Genomic DNA, 18,510 nt, shown 5'->3' with positions numbered 1-18,510 from the left:
CGGGCGGTTCGGTTGTCCCCGGGCAGGCGGTCGGTTCATACGGTCATCGGGCGGTCGTACGGCCCGATCGGTGCCGCGAGCTGGGTCGTGCCCGTCAGCCAGCGGTCCACCGCGGCCGCGCTCGCGCGGCCCTCGGCGATGGCCCACACGATCAGTGACGCGCCGCGGGCCGCGTCGCCCGTCGCGAAGACGCCCGGCACGTTCGTCGTGAAGTTGGCGTCGCGGGCGAGGGTGCCGCGGTCGTCCACATCCAGGCCGATCTGCTCGACCAGGCCGCCCGGTGTCCGCTCGGGCCCGGAGAAGCCGAGCGCGAGCAGCACCAGATCGGCGGGGAGCGTACGGGTGGTGCCGGGCCGCCTGCGGCGATCCGCGTCCACCTCGGTCAGCCGCAGGGAGCGCACATGGCCCGCCGCGTCGCCCCCGAAGCTAAGGGTGGAGGCGGCGAACAGGCGCGCGTCGGCGTCCGTCGCGGGAGCGGTGCGCAGCTCGCCCGCCTCCTCGTGCGCGCCGGAGAGACGGTAGACCTTGGGGTACGTCGGCCAGGGCTCGGCCAGTTCGTCGCGCAGGTCACCGGGCCGCTCGTAGATGTCCAACTGCGTGACGGATGCGGCCCCCTCACGCACCGCCGTGCCCAGGCAGTCCGCTCCGGTGTCCCCGCCACCGATGATCACGACATGCTTGCCGTCGGCGGACAGCGGCGATGTGTCGAAGTCGCCCTCGCACACGCGGTTGGCGAGCGGGAGATACTCCATCGCCTGCTGGATGCCGGTCAGCTCCCGCCCCGGCACGTCCAGGTCGCGCCAGGCGGTGGCGCCGACGGCGAGCACCACCGCGTCGTACCTGGCCCGCAGCTCCGCGGCGCCGATGTCCTGTCCGATCGCGACGGACGTACGGAAGACCGTGCCTTCGTCCCGCATCTGCGCCAGCCGCCGCTCCAGGTGATGCTTCTCCATCTTGAACGCGGGGATTCCGTACCGCAGGAGCCCGCCCACGCGGTCCTCGCGCTCGTACACGGCGACGGTGTGACCGGCCCGTGTCAGCTGCTGCGCGGCGGCGAGTCCGGCAGGTCCCGAGCCGACGACGGCGACGGTCTTCCCGGAGTGCCGGTCCGGGGTGCGGGCCGGGTTGAGGCCGTCCTGCCATGAGCGGTCGGCGATGGCCACTTCGACGTTCTTGATGGTGACGGCGGGCTGATTGATCGCGAGGACGCAGCCCGCCTCGCAGGGTGCGGGGCAGAGGCGCCCGGTGAACTCGGGGAAGTTGTTCGTGGCGTGCAGCCGGTCGGCCGCCGCGCGCCAGTCGGAGCGCGAGACGAGCTCGTTCCAGTCGGGGATCAGATTGCCCAGCGGGCAGGCGTCGTGGCAGAAGGGGATGCCGCAGTCCATGCAGCGGTCGGCCTGCCGCTCGATGATGGGCAGCAGCGCACCGGGGACGTACACCTCGTCCCAGTCCTTGACCCGATCGCCGACGGGTCGGCGCGGCCATTCCTGGCGGGCGGTGGTGAGGAAGCCCTTGGGGTCGGCCATGGCCGTCTCCCTCGCGTGCTTTCACAGGCTTCCGGCCACTGTACGACGGGTGGGCGGGCCCGGCACGTTCGGAGGGGAGATGGGTGTCAGGTCTGGTCAGGTCAGGGCGAGGGTGAAGGACGCCGTCGCGGCCAGGGACGCGCCGACCCGGACGTGGTTCCACAGGGTCCACTCACGGACGTACGTTCGCCAGTGGTCCGCGCTCTGCGGCGCCTGCGCGTCGAGCTTGGCGAGGGCGTCGTTGCGGGGGACGTTCGCGGCGACGGTCACCCCGAACGAGCCGAAGAGGTACAGCGCGCTGCCGAGGAGCAGCTCGACGGTGCCGTCGTCGGGCCAGAGCACGAAGGTGACGACGGCGACGACCGCGCTGAGTCCGGCGGCGCCCATGAACACGGTCATGAACCCTGCGGTGAGCGCCTTGACGTTGATCGACTGCATCGCCGCGATGCCTTGCGCCGGGGGCAGCGCGGCCAGGCCCTGCATCACGAAGGTCGAGAACGCGACGAACGCTCCGGCGACCAGGCCGCAGGCGAGTGCGCTCAGCACGACGAGCACGAAATACGGTCCCTCGATCATGGCAACTCCCGCGTTGGGTAAGGCAGCCGGCAGGTGAGTGAGCCGCAGTGATCCTCCATGGCGCGGCCCCGCACCACAAGTGAATTGCCCTTACCGGGGTGGGGGCCATGTGCGGGCCGCGCGGGCGCATGCGCGGGCGTCTGGCCTGGGAGCCCGGGAGCGTGCCGCCCCTGGCTCGGGGTGGGTCGCTTCGGAGGTGGGTCGCTTGCTTCCCCGTCGGCGCGGGTTGGCCCCTTCTCGCAGCTTCCCGCCGCTTCCCGCCGGGTCATCCCCGCCCACGCGACGAGGCGGGCCCCGCCGAGGCCGGCGTACCTCAGACCGCCATGCCCCTCCGCTCAGGCCCCTGCCAGGCCCGAAGCGTCGCCTCCACCGCCGGAGCGATCCGGCGACGGGCCTCCCCCCGGGGGACCCCGCTCATGAGGAGGCGGTCGTACGGCGTCTCCGTGTGCCGGACGGCGGCCACCACCGCCCCCGTCACCGCTCCGGCCGACAGAGCCCGGCCCGCCGCGCTTCTCCCCACCCGCCCACTGCCCCGCACGGACGCGTGCGCGGCGATCGCACGGGCCCGCTCCTCGGGGCACTCGGGGAAGAGGCGGCGTATCTCGTCGGAGAAGGCCGCGGTGAAGCGGACGTCCTGCGCGGCCCGGCGCACCGCGTCCCGCGCCCGACGGCGCGCCCGAGCCTCCGCGTCAGCGAGGCACCGCTCCTCGGCCCGTGCCAGTGCCTCCTCCTCGACGAGGACGCCCTGGCGCTCGTACCGCCCCTGGCGCCGGTTGAAGCGGACGACCACCGCCGAGAGCCCGCTCCCCTCGCGGGCCCGACGCGTCAGTGCGGTGTCGCCGCGCGGCAGGAGGACGAGGTGGCCCAGGTCGGCGCAGTCCAGGCAGTGCGGCTCGGCGTCCTCGATGACCAGGAGGGCGAGCGGTCCGCCATGACACTCCGCGCAGTGGCGGCGCTTGAGGGGCTGGATGGCGAGAAGTCCGCTTCGGGGGAGGGGAATTGGTGCCATACAGGGTTCATTCCCCCGGTCGGCGGACGCGTACCGTCGTGGGGGAGGGGCGGGAGAGCCCGGCGGCACCGTGGCGGGACGGCCCGGCATCATGGGACGGGTGCGACTCGAAGCGATCACCTGGGACCGGCTCACGGACACCCTCGCCGACCGCCTGCTCGACCTGGAGACGGCCGACGCGAGCCCCTGGCCCCGCATCGCCTTCGACGGGGCCCCGGCGGGCAGGCCCGGCGAACTGGCCCGGAGCGTGGCCGACGCGCTGCGGGTACGCGGGAGGTCGGCACTCGTCGTCGGCACGCAGGGCTTCCTGCGCCCCGCCTCGCTGCGCCTCGAATTCGGGCGCGAGGACGTGGAGTCGTACTACAGCGGCTGGTTCGACACCGGCGCGCTCTGGCGCGAGGTCTTCGGGCCGCTGGATCCGGGCGGCACGGGACGGGTGCTGCCCGACCTGTGGGACCCGGCGGCGGACCGCGCGACACGCAGCCCGTACGTCCAACTCAAGACCGGCGCGATGCTGTTGCTGCACGGCCCGCTGCTGCTCGGTCATTGGTTCCCCTTCGACCTGACGGTCCATACGAGCCTCTCGCCGGGCGCCCTGCGGCGACGTACGCCGGAGAGCGAACAATGGACGCTGCCCGCCTTCGAGCGGTACGAGACGGAGACGGACCCCGGCGCGGTGGCCGACGTGGTCGTGCGCGCGGACGATCCACGGCATCCGGCGTGGAGCGGCTGAGGGTCTGACGCGCAGGAGGCATGAAGACGGGAGCCGAAAGCCCTTTTATATGCACGTGCATGTAGTTAGAGTCTGGGCATGGCTACGGAAGCGCTCCACTTCAGCGATTCGGTCCGCACTCTCCTCGACGGCAAGAACTTCGCAGGCATCGCGACACTCGGCCCCGACGGCGCACCCCAGAACTCGGTGGTGTGGATCAAGCGGGAGGGCGACACCGTGCTGTTCTCCTCCACGGCGCGGCGGCAGAAAGTCCGCAATCTCGAACGCGACCCGCGCATCAGCGTCTCGGTCTTCGACCTGGCCGACCCGTACACGTCGGTCGAGATCCGTGGCGTCGCCGAGATCCTCCCCGATCCGGAGAAGCGGCTTCCGCACGAGCTCTCGCACAAGTACCTCGGCATCGACCCGCCCGGCGAGAAGGGCGAGGAGACCCGGGTGATCATCAGGGTGATCCCGCAGAAGGTCGTCGGCTTCTCGGCCTGAGCGGTGTCTGTCCCTGTTTCCGAGGAGTGTCGGCCGCGGGGTTCCGAGGAGTGCCGGCCTCTGGCGTGCGGACCTCCGTGGGCCCGGCGAGAATGAGGGACGCCGGGACTGGCGGCGCCTCCGCGCCGCGCCGGCCGCCCGGCACCGGGAGGTACCTCATGACCACCGCCGGAGACATCATGCACCGCGGCGCCCAGTGGATCCCCGCACACGAGACCCTGGACCGCGCCGCACAACTGATGCGTCAGCTCGACGTGGGCGCGCTGCCCATCAGTGACGAGAACGAGCGGCTCTGCGGCATCCTCACCGACCGCGACATCGTGGTCGGCTGCGTGGCGATGGGGCACGATCCGTCCCGGGTGACCGCGGGCGACATGGCCAAGGGCACACCGCGCTGGATCGACTCGGGCGCGGGCGTCGACGAGGTCCTCAAGGAGATGAAGGGCAGCCAGATCCGCAGGCTCCCGGTCATCGAGAACAAACGCCTGGTCGGCATGATCAGCGAGGCCGACCTCGCCACCCACCTCACCGACGACCAGCTCGCGGGCTGGGTCGGGAGCGTGTACGCGAAGAGCTGACCGCCGGACGTCGGCAGCTGACCATTGGGCGCCGCCGACTCGGCGTGCGGCGTACCTAGAGCCAGCCGTTGCGCCGGAAGCCGCGGTAGAGCGCGAAACAGGTGGTGGCGATCAGGCCGATCACCAGTCCGTAGCCGTACTTCCAGTGCAGTTCGGGCATGTGGTCGAAGTTCATTCCGTACACACCGCAGACCATCGTCGGTACGGCGATCACGGCGGCCCAGGCGGTGATCTTCCGCATGTCCTCGTTCTGCGCGACCGTCACCTGTGCGAGATGGGCCTGAAGAATGGAGTTCAGGAGTTCGTCGAAGGAGGCGATCTGCTCCGTGACCCGCTTGAGGTGGTCGTCGACGTCCCGGAAGTAGGCCTGTATCTCCGGGGCGACCGCCCGCATCGGCTGGGTGGAGAGGATCTGCAGGGGGCGGCCGAGCGGCACCACGGCCCGTTTCAGCTCGAGGAGTTCCCGCTTGAGTTGGTATATGCGGCCGGGGTCGACGCGCTCCCCGTCCTTGGAGAAGACGTCCATCTCCACCTGGTCGATGTCGGCCTGCACCGCGTCCGTCACCACGAGATAGTCGTCCACCACGTGGTCGGCGAGCGCGTGCAGAACCGCCGCGGGCCCCTGCGCGAGCTGCTCGGGCGCCGATTCGAGCTCCTCGCGCAGCGGACCGAGCGAACCATGGCGGCCGTGCCGCACGGTGACCACGAAATCCGCGCCGACGAAGACCATGATCTCGCCGGTGTCCACCACCTCGCTGGTCGCGGTGAGTTCGGCATGCTCCACGTAACAGACGGTCTTGAACACGGCGAACAGCGTCTCGTCGTACCGCTCCACCTTCGGCCGCTGATGGGCGTGGACCGCGTCCTCCACGGCGAGCGGGTGCAGGTCGAAGAGGTCGGCGATGCCCGCGAACTCCTCCTCCGTCGGCTCGTGCAACCCGAGCCAGACGAATCCGTCACCGCTCTTGCGGACGCGCTCGACCTCCTCGACGAGATCGCGGCCGCCCTCCTGGCGCACGCCGCCTCGATACGTCACGCACTTCACCACCGCCGAGCCCAGCGGGGACCGGGCCGGGTGACTCAGGTCGACGCGCTTGTGCCTGCGCACGAAATGGGCGACCCGCGCGACCTTCCGCAGGCCGCCCACCTTGCGGAGGTTCCCTACCTTTCGCAGGTTGCCTGCCATCGACATGCGTGGCTCCTCGTTCTGGTGACGTGGCGTGCCAGTCTGCCAGTACGTCCCGACATCGCGTCCCGGGCCTGTGGGAACGGAACACTCCGCTCCAGGTGTTCGGAGCCGCCTCCCCGGAGTAGGCCGGATAATTGGGATAATCGCCGCATGACGCTCATTGACGGCTATCTGACGGGTAATCGGAACCGGCACACCCAGGGGGCCGCCGAGGGGGCCGCCGAGGGGGCGGGCGCGGGCCAGCGCTCCGAGGCGTTCTCCGCGCTCTTCGACCCCACGACCTTCCGGCACATCGAGCGGCTCGGCATCGGGCCGGGGTGGCGCTGCTGGGAGGTCGGCGCGGGCGGTTTCTCCGTCGTCTCCTGGCTCGCCAAGCGGGTCGGCCCCACCGGACGGATCCTCGCGACCGACACGGACATCTCCTGGCAGACGTCGGCCGCCCGGCCACCGGTCGAGGTGCGCACGCACGACGTGGGGGCGCAAGCGCCGCCCGGCGGGGGCTTCGACCTCGTCCACGCGCGGCTCGTGCTCGCCCGGGTGCCCGACCGGGAGCTGGCGCTGCGCTCGATGATCCGGGCGCTGCGTCCCGGGGGCCGCCTGCTGATCGAGGAGGCCGATCCGGCCCTGCAGCCCCTGCCCTGCCCGGACGAGCACGGCCCGGCACAGCAGCTGGCGAACCGACTGCGGCACGCCCTGATCACCCAGCGCGGCACCGAACTCGCGTACGGCCGCGGCCTGCCGCGTCTGCTCCGCGCGGCGGGCCTGCGCCAGGTGGAGGCCGACGCGTACTTCCCGCTGACCTCGCCCGCCTGCGCGGCCCTGGAGACGGCCACGATCCAGCAGTCCCGCACGGCCATGACCGCCGCGGGCCTGGCCACGGACGCCGACATCACCGACCACCTCGCGAACATCGCGTCGGAGCCGATGGACCTGGCGGCCTCCCCCCTGATCTCGGCGTGGGGGAGGAAAGCCTAGGGCCCCCGGCGGTCGGCGCGCCCGCCCGACCCTTGCGTCGCCGGGGGCGGGGCAGCAGCCTGGGCGTATGACGGACAACACGGCACGTCTCGACCACGTCGTTCTGTGGGTGCGCGACCCCGCGGCGGCAGTCGGCTTCTACGAGAAGGTGCTCGGCCTCGAACCACTGCGCGTCGCCGAGTTCGCCGCGGGCAAGGCCTCGTTCCCTTCCGTGCGGCTCAACGAGGAGACCATCTTCGACCTCGCCCCGCTCACGCTCGCCGAGCGCATGAGCGTCGTGCCGGGCGCGGACAAGAGCGCGGGCCACCCGGTCAACCACGTCTGCCTAGCCCTGACGGAGACCGGCTTCGAGGCGCTGCGTGCCCGTCTGGAGGAGCACGGGACGCCGGTGTCGGACATCTCGCGCGACGCGTTCGGCGCTCGCGGCAGGGCCCTGGGCAGTTTCTACTTCCGCGACCCGGACGGGAACATATTCGAGGCGCGGTACTACGGAGAGGCGGAAGAAGCCGGAAAGGGCGGAGAGGTCGGAGAGGCCTGACCCACCCGTGCCGGAGGGCTGTGCGGGGGTCCGGCTAGGGTGACCGGCCATGACCACGAATGATCAAGCTGTCGCGTCCTTCGCCGTACACATTCCGGATGTCGACCTGGAGGCCGAGCCCCTCGATCCCGAGCAGATCGTCTCCGGCACTCCGGAAGTCACCGGGAAGGTCCTGTGGGAGTCCGCCGACGGCAAGCAGCTGCGCGGGATCTGGCAGATCACGCCCGGCGTGGTCACCGACACCGAGGCCAATGAACTCTTCGTCGTCGTCAGCGGCCGCGCCACGATCGCGGTCGAGGGCGGTGACGTGATCGAGGTCGGCCCCGGCGACGCGGCCGTCCTGCGCGAGGGCGACCGTACGACGTGGACCGTGCACGAGACCCTGCGCAAGGCGTACCACATCACGCTCCCGTGACCACCGGGGTCACGTGATCCCGGGTCACGAGACCCCGGATCAGGCCTTCCGGATCAGGCCTTCTTGACCGCCCGGCGCACTGCGAGCGCCGCCAACGGCAGCAGCACGCAGACGCCCATGAGGTTGAGCCAGCCGTAGCTCGCCCGCGCGACGACGAAGCCGGCGGCCGCGCCCCCGATGCCCGCCGCCGTGTTCATGGTCAGGTCCGACAGACCCTGCACGGCGGCCCGGGCGGGCTGCGGCACGGAGTCGGTCAGCAGCGCGGAGCCGGAGACCAGGCCCGCGGACCAGCCGAGGCCGAGGACGAAGAGACCGGCGGCGGTCTGGCCGTGGCTCGGCCCCGCCGTGCCGGCGAGGAGTGCGGCGCAGCACAGCAGTCCGACCGCGAGGCCGATCACGGAGAGCCGTCCGAACCGGTCGGAGAGCCAGCCCATCACCGGCGAAAGCGCGTACATGCCGGCGATGTGACCACTGATGACCAGGCCGACCAGTTGCAGGTCCGCGCCGTGGTGCCCCAGGTCGACCGGGGTCATGACCATGATCGAGACCATCACCGTGTGCGACACGGCCACCGTCACCAGGGCGAGCCGGGCCATCGGCGACGCGGCCACCGCGGCGACACCGGCCCGCAGCGAACGGCTCTGCGCGCCATGGTCCTCCTGCGGGGCGAGCGCGCGGGCGGTGAGCAACGGGTCGGGGCGTAGCAGCACCGCCACCACGAGACCGGCGACGGCGAAGATCCCGGCGGCGAAGAGGAAGGGTCCCGCCGACTCGGGGACGGAGGTTCCGGAGAAGGCGTGGCTCGTGGGCGCGGCGATGTTCGGGCCGAGGACCGAGCCGATGGTGGTGGCCCAGATGACGAGGGAGATGGCACGGCCGCGCCGGTCGGGCTCGGCGAGGTCAGCCGCTGCGAAGCGGGCCTGAAGATTGGCCGACGAGCCCGCCCCGAAGCCCGCCATGCCGAGCAGCAGCAGGGGGAAGTTCTCGATGACGGCGGCGAGCACCACGAGTCCCGCTCCAAGAGCGCCGATCAGATACGCGAGGACGAGTCCGGGTCGCCGTCCGCGCGACGTCATCAGGGCGGCGAGCGGCAGCGAGAGCAGGGCGGTACCGGCCACGGACGCGGTGGGCGCGAGGCCGGACAGCGCCTCCGTCCCGCTCACCTCGGTCGCGAGCATCGGAGCCAGGGCGATGCCGATCGGTACCCCGAGCCCGCCCAGTATCTGACTGGAGACCAGCACGGCGGTGGTGCGGCGGCGCAGGGCCGGCAGCGCCTCCGGCGCGGGTATGTCAGGAGCGTCGAGGGTCGAAGTCACTGACGCAGTGTGCCAGGGCGTTCGTACGCGGGAAACGCAGTTTTCACAGTCGCCGGGATGCCCTTGCCCGGGGCGCCGAAGGAGCGGCTTGAGCGGCTTCGCTTCAGAGCAGCGCCTCCGCGTCAGAACAGCGCCTCCGCCTCAGAACAGCGGCTCCGGCAGCACCCCTTCCAGGGCGAGCAGCCGCCGCTTGGTCTCGACGCCGCCACCGAAGCCGCCGATGCCGCCGTCCTTCTCGACCACCCGGTGGCACGGCACCACGACCGGCAGCGGGTTGGCACCCATCGCCATGCCGACCGCCTGGGCCGCGCCGGGCTGGCCGACGCGGCGGGCCAGGTCTCCGTAGCCCACGACGGCGCCGTACGGAACGGTCGTCAGCTCGCGCAGGACCTGGCGGTTGAACCCGGAGATCAGCGACCAGTCGAGCGGCAGCTCGAAGTCGTGGCGCTCGCCCGCGAAGTAGGCCGCCAGCTGGCGTATGGGCTCGGCGAGGAGCTCAGAGCCGGGTGCTTCGAGCGGCTCGGCCCCCAGTCGGGAGCCGAGCCGCTCGAGCGCCTGGTCGCGCACCGCGTCCGTGGCGTGGAAGACGACGGTGACCAGACCGTCGTCGGTCGCGGCGAGCAGCAGCGGGCCGATGTCGCTCGTGACGACGGCCCACACCGCGTGGCGCGGGTCGTCCTGCCCCGGCCCGCCCTGCCCGTGCTGCCCCTTGGCGTTCATGTGGACCACCGTACGACCGGGCACTGACAACGCGGCCCCGCGAGCCCGCCGGTGCTGGGCAGCGCTAGCCGGAGATGGCCTTACGCACGACGTCGGGCGTGTTCGTGATGATGCCGTTCACCCCGAAGCCCGCCACCCGCTGAGCGGCGGCCGCGTCGTTCACGGTCCAGGTGAAGATCTCCAGGCGCTTGCGGTGCGGCCCCTTGAGCGAGTGGATCGCGGAGACGTACTCCTTTGAGATGGAGGTGTGCATCGAGTTGATCTGGTCGGAGAACTTGGCGTACTCGGGCAGCTCGGCGACCGTGGGCGTACCGAGGAAGCCGGTCTTTATGTCGGGCCGCAGCTTGTGCACCGTCTTGACGCTGTCCGCGCTGAAGCTCTGGATGACGAGCTTGCTCTTGACGTGGTGCTTGTCCAGCCAGCCCGTCTTGCGCAGGACGTCGAGGCCCTGCTTCTCGATGCCCGGGTACAGCTCGGGCTTCTTGAACTCGAAGACGAGCTTCTGGTGGTTGCGCGAGACCCGGTTCATGTACTGCTTCAGCGTCGGCACCCGCTGTCCCGCGTACTTCGGGCTGAACCAGCTGCCCGCGTCAAGCGTGGCGATCTCCGCCGCGGTGAAGTCCCCGACCTTCCACGGCGCGCGGTCGGGGAAGAGCTCCTCGACGTTCGTCGTCCGCTTCAGGGTGTCGTCGTGCACGATCACGAGCTCGCCGTCCTTGGTGCGCTGGACGTCGTTCTCGACCCAGCGGAACCCCATGTCAGCCGCCTTGTCGATGGCTGCGAAAGTGTTCTCGGGCGCATAGGCGGACGCGCCCCGGTGAGCGACGACCAACGGTCTGTCGTGCGAGACGGACGTCCGCGCCGACGGCTTGTCGGCGGCGTGAGCGGTGGCGGAGGGGAGAACGAGTGCACCGGCTCCGAGGAGAGCGGCGGTGGTGGCAGCGGCAAGACGTGCGGACAAGGGTGACTCCTCGCGATGAAGGGGCACGGACCGGTTGAGAGTGACAGTCCACGGCCAACGCGAGACAGGTGCAGGATGGCCACAGGTTGAACGGAGACAGCCGGGTCTATTTCCCGGAAAATCGTTCGCAAGCTCCGGAGTGAGCTTTACTCTCTGCTTCAGTCCATGGCCTGTCAGTAGACGGCCAACTGGGGCCACTTGGGTGTAATCCCGGGCAAATGGACACAATAAGCGGAAGGGCTACCGCTCATGCAGGGCACGGTCGACGGTTTCAGTTATGGACTAGTCACACCGGTGACGGCGTACCTCATGGCGTGCCTCGGCGGAGCGCTCGGTCTGCGCTGCACCACCAGGTCGCTCCTTGTCGCGCACTCCTGGCGGCCCGGCTGGCTCGCGCTCGGCTCGGCGGCGATCGGCTCCGGCATCTGGACGATGCACTTCATCGCGATGATGGGCTTCTCCGTCGAGCAGGCCCCGATCCACTACGACAGGGCGCTGACCTTCGCGAGTCTCGCCGTGGCCATCGTCATGGTCGGCGTCGGGATCTTCATCGTGGGCTATCGCGGCGCGACCGGGACAGCGCTGTTCACCGGGGGAACGATCACCGGTCTCGGCGTCGCGTCGATGCACTATCTGGGAATGGCCGGAATGCGTCTGCGCGGGACGCTGGACTACAACACGCTCACTGTTTCGGCGTCCGTCGTGATCGCCGTCGTCGCCGCCACCGCGGCACTGTGGGCGGCCGCACAGGTCAGAGGCTTCCTCTGGAGCCTGGGCGCGAGCCTCGTCATGGGCCTGGCCGTCACCGGCATGCACTACACCGGGATGGCCGCCCTCCGGGTCCATCTGCACGCGGGCTCGTCCGCGGCGCCGGCCACGGGGGACTCGGCCGCCGAGCTGCTCGCGCCCATGATGATCGGCCCGCTCGCCTTCCTGCTCCTCGCGGGCGTCATCGTGATGTTCGACCCGCTGATGGTGATGGGCAAGGCGGATCTGCAGTACGCCGCACAGGGGCAGCGCGCCCCCTACCCCGTCCCCCGCTCGGGAGACCGGCACGACCCGCGAGCGGGCCGCAGGCCCCAGCAGCGCTCCGGCCCCAAGACCCCGCAGAGCTGGTGATCCGACCCCGTTGTCAGTGCGGGGTCGTACGGTGGGTTCCATGCGGCCCGTATCCAAGATCGAACGCACGGTGGCACCTTTCGAGGTCGTCAGTGACTACACGCCAAGCGGCGACCAGCCGGCGGCCATCGCCGACCTGGAGCGGCGCGTCAGCGCAGGCGAGAAGGACGTCGTCCTGCTCGGCGCGACCGGAACCGGCAAGTCGGCCACCACCGCGTGGATGATCGAGAAGCTCCAGCGCCCCACCCTCGTGATGGCGCCGAACAAGACGCTGGCCGCCCAGCTGGCCAACGAGTTCCGAGAGCTCCTGCCGAACAACGCGGTGGAGTACTTCGTCTCGTATTACGACTACTACCAGCCCGAGGCGTACGTCCCGCAGTCGGACACGTACATCGAGAAGGACTCCTCGATCAACGAGGAGGTCGAGCGCCTGCGCCACTCCGCGACGAACTCGCTGCTCACCCGGCGTGACGTGATCGTGGTCGCCTCCGTCTCCTGCATCTACGGCCTCGGCACCCCGCAGGAGTACGTCGACCGGATGGTGTCGCTCAAGGTCGGCGACGAGATCGACCGCGACCAGCTCCTGCGCCGCTTCGTCGACATCCAGTACACCCGCAACGACGTGGCCTTCGCCCGCGGCACCTTCCGGGTCCGTGGCGACACCATCGAGATCTTCCCGGTCTACGAAGAGCTGGCCGTCCGCATCGAGATGTTCGGCGACGAGATCGAGGCGCTCTCCACGCTGCACCCCCTCACCGGCGAGGTCATCAGCGACGACGACCACCTGTACGTCTTCCCGGCCTCGCACTACGTGGCGGGCCCGGAGCGCATGGAGAAGGCGGTCAACGGCATCGAGAAGGAGCTCGCCGAGCGCCTCTCCGAGCTGGAGAAGCAGGGCAAGATGCTGGAGGCCCAGCGCCTGCGCATGCGCACGACGTACGACCTGGAGATGCTCCGCCAGATCGGCTCCTGCTCCGGCATCGAGAACTACTCGATGCACTTCGACGACCGCGAGCCCGGTTCGGCGCCGAACACCCTCATCGACTACTTCCCCGAGGACTTCCTCCTCGTCATCGACGAGTCGCACGTCACGGTCCCGCAGATCGGCGCGATGTACGAAGGGGACGCCTCCCGCAAGCGCACCCTGGTGGACCACGGCTTCCGGCTGCCGTCCGCGCTCGACAACCGCCCGCTGAAGTGGGAGGAGTTCCTCGGCCGCATCGGCCAGACCGTCTACCTCTCCGCGACCCCGGGGAAGTACGAGCTCTCGCGCGGTGACGGCTTCGTCGAGCAGATCATCCGCCCCACCGGCCTCATCGACCCGGAGGTCGTGGTCAAGCCCACCGAGGGGCAGATCGACGACCTGGTGCACGAGATCCGCACGCGCACCGAGAAGGACGAGCGCGTCCTGGTCACCACGCTCACCAAGAAGATGGCCGAGGACCTCACCGACTACTTCCTCGAACTGGGCATCCAGGTCCGTTACCTGCACAGTGACGTCGACACCCTGCGCCGCGTGGAACTCCTGCGTGAGCTGCGCGCCGGTGAGTACGACGTCCTGGTCGGCATCAACCTCCTGCGCGAGGGCCTCGACCTGCCCGAGGTCTCCCTGGTGTCGATCCTCGACGCCGACAAGCAGGGCTTCCTGCGCTCCGGCACCTCACTGATCCAGACGATCGGCCGCGCGGCACGCAACGTCTCCGGCCAGGTCCATATGTACGCGGACAAGGTCACCCCGGCGATGGAGCAGGCCATCGACGAGACCAACCGCCGCCGCGAGAAGCAGATCGCGTACAACAAGGAGAAGGGGATCGACCCGCAGCCGCTGCGCAAGAAGATCAACGACATCGTGTCGGCGATCGCGCGCGAGGAGGTCGACACGGAGCAGCTGCTCGGCACCGACTACCGCAAGGCGAAGGACGGTAAGGACGCCAAGGCGCCGGTGCCCGCGCTCGGCGGCAAGGCGGACAGGGCGGCCAAGGGCAAGACCGCCGAGAAGGTGCCCACCGACCGTCCCGCGGCCGAACTGGCGGAGCAGATCGAGGAGATGACCGCACGGATGCGCGCGGCCGCGGCCGACCTGCAGTTCGAGATCGCCGCACGGCTGCGTGACGAGGTGTCAGAGATGAAGAAGGAGCTGCGGCAGATGAGGGAGGCGGGGCAGGCGTAGGCGTACTGCCTGGTGTGTTGCAAGACCGACACAAAGTGCCGTCCACACTGCGGCACCGTCAGTGCCTCTGCGTAGGGTGCTGGGCAACCGCGCGGACCGGCGGTTGCCAGGCATTTCGAGAGGGGACAGCGCGTGACGGTCAACATGACCAAGGGTCAGGCCATCAGCCTGCAGAAGGACGACGGGGGCGCCCTGACCGCGGTGCGCATGGGGCTCGGCTGGCAGGCGGCCCCGAGGCGGGGCCTGTTCGGCACGCGCACGCGTGAGGTCGACCTGGACGCGTCGGCGGTGCTGTTCGCCGACAAGCAGCCGGTGGACGTCGTGTTCTTCCGTCACCTCGTCAGTGACGACGGTTCCGTACGGCACACCGGTGACAACCTCGTCGGCGGTGTCGGCCAGGGCGGGGACGACGAGGCGATCCTCGTCGACCTGCAGCGGATCCCGGTCCACATCGACCAGATCGTCTTCACGGTGAACTCCTTCACGGGTCAGACGTTCCAGGAGGTGCAGAACGCGTTCTGCCGCCTGGTCGACGAGACCAACGGCCAGGAGCTCGCCCGCTACACACTCGACGGCGGCGGTCAGTACACCGCGCAGATCATGGCGAAGGTGCACCGCGCGGGTTCCGGCTGGCAGATGACGGCCATCGGCAACCCCGCCAACGGCCGCACTTTCCAGGACCTGATGCCGTCGATCCTGCCGCAGCTGTAGCCGCGCGGCACCAGTAAGCACAGAGGGCACGAGGGGGACGAAGGCGATGACGGCCGAGCTGGTCCGGGGGCAGAACCACCCGCTTCCCGGGACCCGTCTGGAGATCAGGGTCTCGGTCGGCAAGCCGATCGTGGCCGGGATCACGCTCAGCGACGACCAGGGCAAGGTGCGCGGCACGGACTGGGTGGCCCATCCCGGCTCGCCCACGCTGCCGGGGCTAGAGGTGCCCAGGCAGGCCGCCGCCGACCACCGCCTCGCGGTGGACCTCGGCGCCGTGCCGCAGGCGGTGCAGCGGGTGAACGTCCTGCTCGCGCTGCCCGTCGGCGCCGGGGCGCCGGTCAGCTTCGGCTCCCTCGCCGCCCCCTTCGTGGCCGTCACCGCACTCGACGGCTCCGAGGTCGCCAGCTACACCATCACCGACCTGGACGCCGAGTCCGCAGTCGTCGCCCTGGAGCTCTACCGCAGGCAGGACGCGTGGAAGGTGCGCGCCGTCGGCCAGGGGTACGCGGGCGGCCTCGCCGCCATGCTCACCGACCAGGGCCTCGCGCAGGCCCAGGAACTGGCGGGCACGATCAACGAAGCGGTGGCCCAGGGCCTCGCCCGCTCGGTGGCGGCGCCACCGCCCCGCCCCTCGGACGAGGCCCGCGTGCGGGCGACCGGGCAGACCGCCCCCGGTCCCGGAGCGCCGGGCCCGGACGGCGCCGTGACGGCCGGTCCCACCCCGCCGACGCGCCAGCCGGGCGACGCGGGCGGCGGCCCCGTCAACTACACCCACCCCAGCCGTCAGACCAGCGCACCGCCCCCGCCCTCGCCGACCGCGGCCCCGGCCGAGCCGGGCAAGGCCGCCCAGCCCGTGGCGGGCGACGCGACCGGCTGGTCCATGGAGGAGCGGCTCTACAACCAGGTGTGGGGCATGTTCGAGGACTTGGCCCGCACCACGGCCGCGTACCGAAGTGCCGTCGACTTCGCCGAGTCGCGCATGGACCAGGAGCTGGACAAGGTCCTCTCCGACCCGCGCAGCCGCATCGGCGACACCGGAGACGCCGCGCGCGAGGCCGCCCGTGCCAAGCACGGCCTCCTCGTCGACCGGGCGAGGGTCGCCCTCGACCGCGACCTGGGTCAGCTCGCCGCCGAGTCCGAGGTCGTCGAGCCCGCCCTGCCCCTGGCGTTCGCGGGCTGGGGCAGCCCCGTCTGGCACGCCTACCGCGCCCCCATGGAGATCCCCATGGCCCTGCGCCTCGGCGACCTCCACCTGCCCGAGCGCTCCGACCTGCGCATTCCGATGCTGGTGCGGCTGCCCCTGGAGCGCGGCCTGTGGATCGACAGCGGCCGCTCGTCGGGTACGGACTTCCCGGCCGACGGGGACCAGCTGCGCCGCCTGGCCATGGACAGCGCGGTCGCGCACGCCGCTCGGCTGCTCGCGGTCTATCCGGCGGGCGAGTTCACGGTGCACGTCATCGACGCGGCGGGCTCCGCGGCGGGCGCGCTCTCCCCGCTGGTGACGGCAGGCCTGCTCGACGAGCCCCCGGCCTCCGGCGCCGCAGGCGTCTCCGCGGTCCTCGCCAAGCTCACCCAGCGCGTCGACCTGGTGCAGATGGCGATCCGCGCGGGCGCCGCCGACGCGCTGCCGCCGGACCTGGACACCGCCGAGCAGCTCCTGATCATCAACGACTTCCCGCACGGCTTCGACGACCGCGCCGTGACCCAGCTCCGCTACCTCGCCGACGAGGGCCCGGCGGTCGGCGTGCACCTGATGATGGTCGCCGACCGCGAGGACGCCACCGAGTACGGCCCGCTCCTCGACCCCCTCTGGCGCGCGCTCCTGCGTCTGACCCCGGTGGCCGACGACCACCTCGCCGACCCCTGGGTGGGCCATGTGTGGACGTACGAACCCCCGATGGCGCCGCCCGGCAGCCAGGTGCTCACGCAGGTCCTGAACCAGGTCGCGCACGCCCGGCGCACGGGCGGCCGCTGACGCGTCGGCGGGCCCGGAGAGTCGGCACGACGGCCGATGACGGCTGATGACGACTGACGGTAAAGCGACTTTTGATCCTCGCTGACCTGGCCTTTTGGGTCTTGCTTGCCATCTTCTTTACTAAGTCTTGGTGTTTCGCGTACTCTTCTTACAGCGGAGGGGAGTACTCCCGAACGCGACGTACCCGTCAATACGGACCGCCATCGGTCCCGGGGCGTCGGCCCGCGGGGCTGTGAGCGCCTCGGGTGGAAGAGACCTCCGGCAGCGACGACGCTGATCAGTAGCCGTACGACGCCGGAGGCGCAGTGGACGTTTCAATGACCCTTTGGGTACTGACCATTCTTGGTCTGTGTGCCCTGATCGCGGTCGACTTCTTCATCGGCCGCAAGCCGCATGACGTGTCGATCAAGGAAGCCGGAATCTGGACGGGCGTCTGGATCGCGCTGGCCGGGCTCTTCGGAGTGGGCCTGGTGATCTGGGGCGGTGGCCAGGCGGGCGGTGAGTTCTTCGCGGGCTTCATCACCGAGAAGTCGCTCAGTGTCGACAACCTCTTCGTCTTCATCCTGATCATGGCGAAGTTCTCGGTGCCCAGCCATCTCCAGCAGCGGGTGCTGCTCTTCGGCGTGCTGATAGCGCTCGTCCTGCGAGCGATCTTCATCGCCGCCGGCGCCGCGGTCATCGCCAACTTCTCCTGGGTCTTCTACATCTTCGGCGCGTTCCTGATCTACACCGCCTGGAAGCTCATCCAGGAGGCGCGCTCCGGGGACGAGGAAGAGGAGTGGGAGGAGAACCGCCTCCTGAAGGCCGCCGAGAAGAAGTTCGGCGTCGCCGACCAGTACCACGGCACCAAGCTGTTCATCCAGAAGAACGGCAAGAAGATCATGACGCCGCTCATGATCGTCATGCTCGCCATCGGCACCACCGATGTGCTCTTCGCGATGGACTCGATCCCCGCGATCTTCGGCCTGACCCAGGACCCGTACATCGTGTTCACGGCGAACGCCTTCGCCCTGATGGGTCTGCGCCAGCTGTACTTCCTCATCGGCGGACTGCTCAAGAAGCTGGTCCACCTCAGCTACGGCCTGTCGGTCATCCTGGGCTTCATCGGCGTGAAGCTGGTCCTGCACGCCCTGCACGAGAACGGCGTGCACGTTCCCGAGATCTCCATCCCGGTCTCGCTCGGCGTCATCTGCGGTGTCCTGGTCATCACGACGATCACCAGCCTCATGGCCACCAAGAAGCAGGCGAAGAAGGAGGCCGCCGAGAAGGCGGCCGACGAGACTCCGAAGGACAGCATCGGCGCCTGACGGCATCCGACGCGGGAGTTACCAGCACGGGCAGGGGGGGGGGGGGGGGGGGGGGGGGGGGGGGGGGGGGGGGGGTGGCGGGGGGGGGGGGGGGGGGGGGGGGGGGGGGGTGGGGGGGGGGGGGGGGGTGTGGGGGGGGGGGGGGGGGGGGGGGGGGGGGGGGGGGGGGGGGGGGGGGGGGGGGGGGAGGGCCGGTTTGTTTTGGTTCT

18 protein-coding genes are annotated in these 18,510 nt (G+C 70.5%); 11 read left to right on the top strand and 7 right to left on the bottom strand.

All coding sequences use genetic code 11. The features are described from left to right. Nucleotides 1–35: 35 nt before the first annotated feature. From ACZ5CR_RS37580 to ACZ5CR_RS37570, 3 genes are all read right to left on the bottom strand, one after another. On the bottom strand, nucleotides 36–1,526 hold the full coding sequence (locus tag ACZ5CR_RS37580; protein ID WP_468866182.1) for a glutamate synthase subunit beta: 1,491 nt from the start codon (nucleotides 1,524–1,526) through the stop codon (nucleotides 36–38). A gap of 96 nt (nucleotides 1,527–1,622) precedes the next feature. Beyond that, entirely contained in the window at nucleotides 1,623–2,102 is a 480-nt protein-coding gene (locus ACZ5CR_RS37575; protein ID WP_468866181.1) for an anthrone oxygenase family protein, read from the bottom strand. A 313-nt stretch (nucleotides 2,103–2,415) separates the two neighbouring features. Further along, nucleotides 2,416–3,111, bottom strand: a complete 696-nt coding sequence (locus ACZ5CR_RS37570; RefSeq protein ID WP_468866179.1) for a DUF2293 domain-containing protein — start codon at nucleotides 3,109–3,111, stop codon at nucleotides 2,416–2,418. A 91-nt stretch (nucleotides 3,112–3,202) separates the two neighbouring features. Between ACZ5CR_RS37570 and ACZ5CR_RS37565 the strand changes: the two genes are divergently transcribed. The 3 genes from ACZ5CR_RS37565 to ACZ5CR_RS37555 all read left to right on the top strand — a co-directional run bounded on the left by ACZ5CR_RS37565 (nucleotide 3,203) and on the right by ACZ5CR_RS37555 (nucleotide 4,905). Continuing rightward, complete coding sequence (locus tag ACZ5CR_RS37565; protein ID WP_468866177.1) at nucleotides 3,203–3,844, top strand: nucleoside/nucleotide kinase family protein; 642 nt, start codon at nucleotides 3,203–3,205, stop codon at nucleotides 3,842–3,844. 78 nt (nucleotides 3,845–3,922) lie between these two features. After that, on the top strand, nucleotides 3,923–4,327 hold the full coding sequence (locus ACZ5CR_RS37560; protein WP_468866174.1) for a PPOX class F420-dependent oxidoreductase: 405 nt from the start codon (nucleotides 3,923–3,925) through the stop codon (nucleotides 4,325–4,327). A 158-nt stretch (nucleotides 4,328–4,485) separates the two neighbouring features. Next, a complete protein-coding gene (locus tag ACZ5CR_RS37555; protein WP_468866171.1) occupies nucleotides 4,486–4,905 on the top strand; it encodes a CBS domain-containing protein in 420 nt (139 codons plus the stop codon). Nucleotides 4,906–4,960: 55 nt separating this feature from the next. On the opposite strand, the gene ACZ5CR_RS37550 is transcribed toward ACZ5CR_RS37555, so the two are convergent. After that, nucleotides 4,961–6,097, bottom strand: a complete 1,137-nt coding sequence (locus ACZ5CR_RS37550) for a magnesium and cobalt transport protein CorA (protein ID WP_468866169.1) — start codon at nucleotides 6,095–6,097, stop codon at nucleotides 4,961–4,963. A gap of 147 nt (nucleotides 6,098–6,244) precedes the next feature. On the opposite strand from ACZ5CR_RS37550, the gene ACZ5CR_RS37545 reads away from it, so the two are divergent. From ACZ5CR_RS37545 to ACZ5CR_RS37535, 3 genes are all read left to right on the top strand, one after another. Beyond that, nucleotides 6,245–7,069, top strand: coding sequence for a methyltransferase domain-containing protein (locus ACZ5CR_RS37545; protein ID WP_468866166.1), 825 nt, complete (start codon nucleotides 6,245–6,247; stop codon nucleotides 7,067–7,069). A 67-nt stretch (nucleotides 7,070–7,136) separates the two neighbouring features. Next, entirely contained in the window at nucleotides 7,137–7,607 is a 471-nt protein-coding gene (locus ACZ5CR_RS37540; RefSeq protein ID WP_468866164.1) for a VOC family protein, read from the top strand. Nucleotides 7,608–7,656: 49 nt separating this feature from the next. Beyond that, complete coding sequence (locus ACZ5CR_RS37535) at nucleotides 7,657–8,022, top strand: cupin domain-containing protein (RefSeq protein ID WP_363314394.1); 366 nt, start codon at nucleotides 7,657–7,659, stop codon at nucleotides 8,020–8,022. A gap of 53 nt (nucleotides 8,023–8,075) precedes the next feature. Here ACZ5CR_RS37535 and ACZ5CR_RS37530 read toward each other — a convergent pair whose 3' ends face one another. The 3 genes from ACZ5CR_RS37530 to ACZ5CR_RS37520 form a co-directional block, all read right to left on the bottom strand. After that, complete coding sequence (locus ACZ5CR_RS37530; RefSeq protein ID WP_468866161.1) at nucleotides 8,076–9,338, bottom strand: MFS transporter; 1,263 nt, start codon at nucleotides 9,336–9,338, stop codon at nucleotides 8,076–8,078. Nucleotides 9,339–9,479: 141 nt separating this feature from the next. Continuing rightward, nucleotides 9,480–10,058, bottom strand: a complete 579-nt coding sequence (locus ACZ5CR_RS37525) for a methylated-DNA--[protein]-cysteine S-methyltransferase (protein ID WP_468866159.1) — start codon at nucleotides 10,056–10,058, stop codon at nucleotides 9,480–9,482. A 64-nt stretch (nucleotides 10,059–10,122) separates the two neighbouring features. Next, complete coding sequence (locus ACZ5CR_RS37520; RefSeq protein WP_468866157.1) at nucleotides 10,123–11,019, bottom strand: glycerophosphodiester phosphodiesterase; 897 nt, start codon at nucleotides 11,017–11,019, stop codon at nucleotides 10,123–10,125. Nucleotides 11,020–11,268: 249 nt separating this feature from the next. Between ACZ5CR_RS37520 and ACZ5CR_RS37515 the strand changes: the two genes are divergently transcribed. The 5 genes from ACZ5CR_RS37515 to ACZ5CR_RS37495 all read left to right on the top strand — a co-directional run bounded on the left by ACZ5CR_RS37515 (nucleotide 11,269) and on the right by ACZ5CR_RS37495 (nucleotide 18,301). Next, nucleotides 11,269–12,138: an MHYT domain-containing protein gene (locus ACZ5CR_RS37515; protein WP_468866156.1), complete on the top strand. Its 870-nt coding sequence runs from the start codon at nucleotides 11,269–11,271 to the stop codon at nucleotides 12,136–12,138. 40 nt (nucleotides 12,139–12,178) lie between these two features. After that, entirely contained in the window at nucleotides 12,179–14,308 is a 2,130-nt protein-coding gene (gene uvrB, locus ACZ5CR_RS37510; RefSeq protein WP_468866154.1) for an excinuclease ABC subunit UvrB, read from the top strand. A gap of 132 nt (nucleotides 14,309–14,440) precedes the next feature. Next, nucleotides 14,441–15,019, top strand: a complete 579-nt coding sequence (locus tag ACZ5CR_RS37505; RefSeq protein WP_468866151.1) for a TerD family protein — start codon at nucleotides 14,441–14,443, stop codon at nucleotides 15,017–15,019. Between the two features lie 46 nt (nucleotides 15,020–15,065). Beyond that, a complete protein-coding gene (locus ACZ5CR_RS37500; RefSeq protein WP_468866149.1) occupies nucleotides 15,066–16,994 on the top strand; it encodes a TerD family protein in 1,929 nt (642 codons plus the stop codon). A gap of 305 nt (nucleotides 16,995–17,299) precedes the next feature. Beyond that, nucleotides 17,300–18,301: a TerC family protein gene (locus tag ACZ5CR_RS37495; RefSeq protein WP_468866146.1), complete on the top strand. Its 1,002-nt coding sequence runs from the start codon at nucleotides 17,300–17,302 to the stop codon at nucleotides 18,299–18,301. The last annotated feature ends 209 nt before the right edge of the window (nucleotides 18,302–18,510 follow it).

This window comes from Streptomyces sp. NPDC031274, from assembly GCF_055570235.1.
This window is presented reverse-complemented; position numbering and strand designations above follow the sequence as displayed.

What these genes read in the sequence shown, in the direction of transcription:
- ACZ5CR_RS37580 (WP_468866182.1), bottom strand. Translation starts at nt 1,526, where the DNA reads ATGGCCGACCCCAAGGGCTTCCTCACCACCGCCCGCCAGGAATGGCCG.
- ACZ5CR_RS37575 (WP_468866181.1), bottom strand. Translation starts at nt 2,102, where the DNA reads ATGATCGAGGGACCGTATTTCGTGCTCGTCGTGCTGAGCGCACTCGCC.
- ACZ5CR_RS37570 (WP_468866179.1), bottom strand. Translation starts at nt 3,111, where the DNA reads ATGGCACCAATTCCCCTCCCCCGAAGCGGACTTCTCGCCATCCAGCCC.
- ACZ5CR_RS37565 (WP_468866177.1), top strand. Translation starts at nt 3,203, where the DNA reads ATGGGACGGGTGCGACTCGAAGCGATCACCTGGGACCGGCTCACGGAC.
- ACZ5CR_RS37560 (WP_468866174.1), top strand. Translation starts at nt 3,923, where the DNA reads ATGGCTACGGAAGCGCTCCACTTCAGCGATTCGGTCCGCACTCTCCTC.
- ACZ5CR_RS37555 (WP_468866171.1), top strand. Translation starts at nt 4,486, where the DNA reads ATGACCACCGCCGGAGACATCATGCACCGCGGCGCCCAGTGGATCCCC.
- ACZ5CR_RS37550 (WP_468866169.1), bottom strand. Translation starts at nt 6,097, where the DNA reads ATGTCGATGGCAGGCAACCTGCGAAAGGTAGGGAACCTCCGCAAGGTG.
- ACZ5CR_RS37545 (WP_468866166.1), top strand. Translation starts at nt 6,245, where the DNA reads ATGACGCTCATTGACGGCTATCTGACGGGTAATCGGAACCGGCACACC.
- ACZ5CR_RS37540 (WP_468866164.1), top strand. Translation starts at nt 7,137, where the DNA reads ATGACGGACAACACGGCACGTCTCGACCACGTCGTTCTGTGGGTGCGC.
- ACZ5CR_RS37535 (WP_363314394.1), top strand. Translation starts at nt 7,657, where the DNA reads ATGACCACGAATGATCAAGCTGTCGCGTCCTTCGCCGTACACATTCCG.
- ACZ5CR_RS37525 (WP_468866159.1), bottom strand. Translation starts at nt 10,058, where the DNA reads ATGAACGCCAAGGGGCAGCACGGGCAGGGCGGGCCGGGGCAGGACGAC.
- ACZ5CR_RS37515 (WP_468866156.1), top strand. Translation starts at nt 11,269, where the DNA reads ATGCAGGGCACGGTCGACGGTTTCAGTTATGGACTAGTCACACCGGTG.
- uvrB (WP_468866154.1), top strand. Translation starts at nt 12,179, where the DNA reads ATGCGGCCCGTATCCAAGATCGAACGCACGGTGGCACCTTTCGAGGTC.
- ACZ5CR_RS37500 (WP_468866149.1), top strand. Translation starts at nt 15,066, where the DNA reads ATGACGGCCGAGCTGGTCCGGGGGCAGAACCACCCGCTTCCCGGGACC.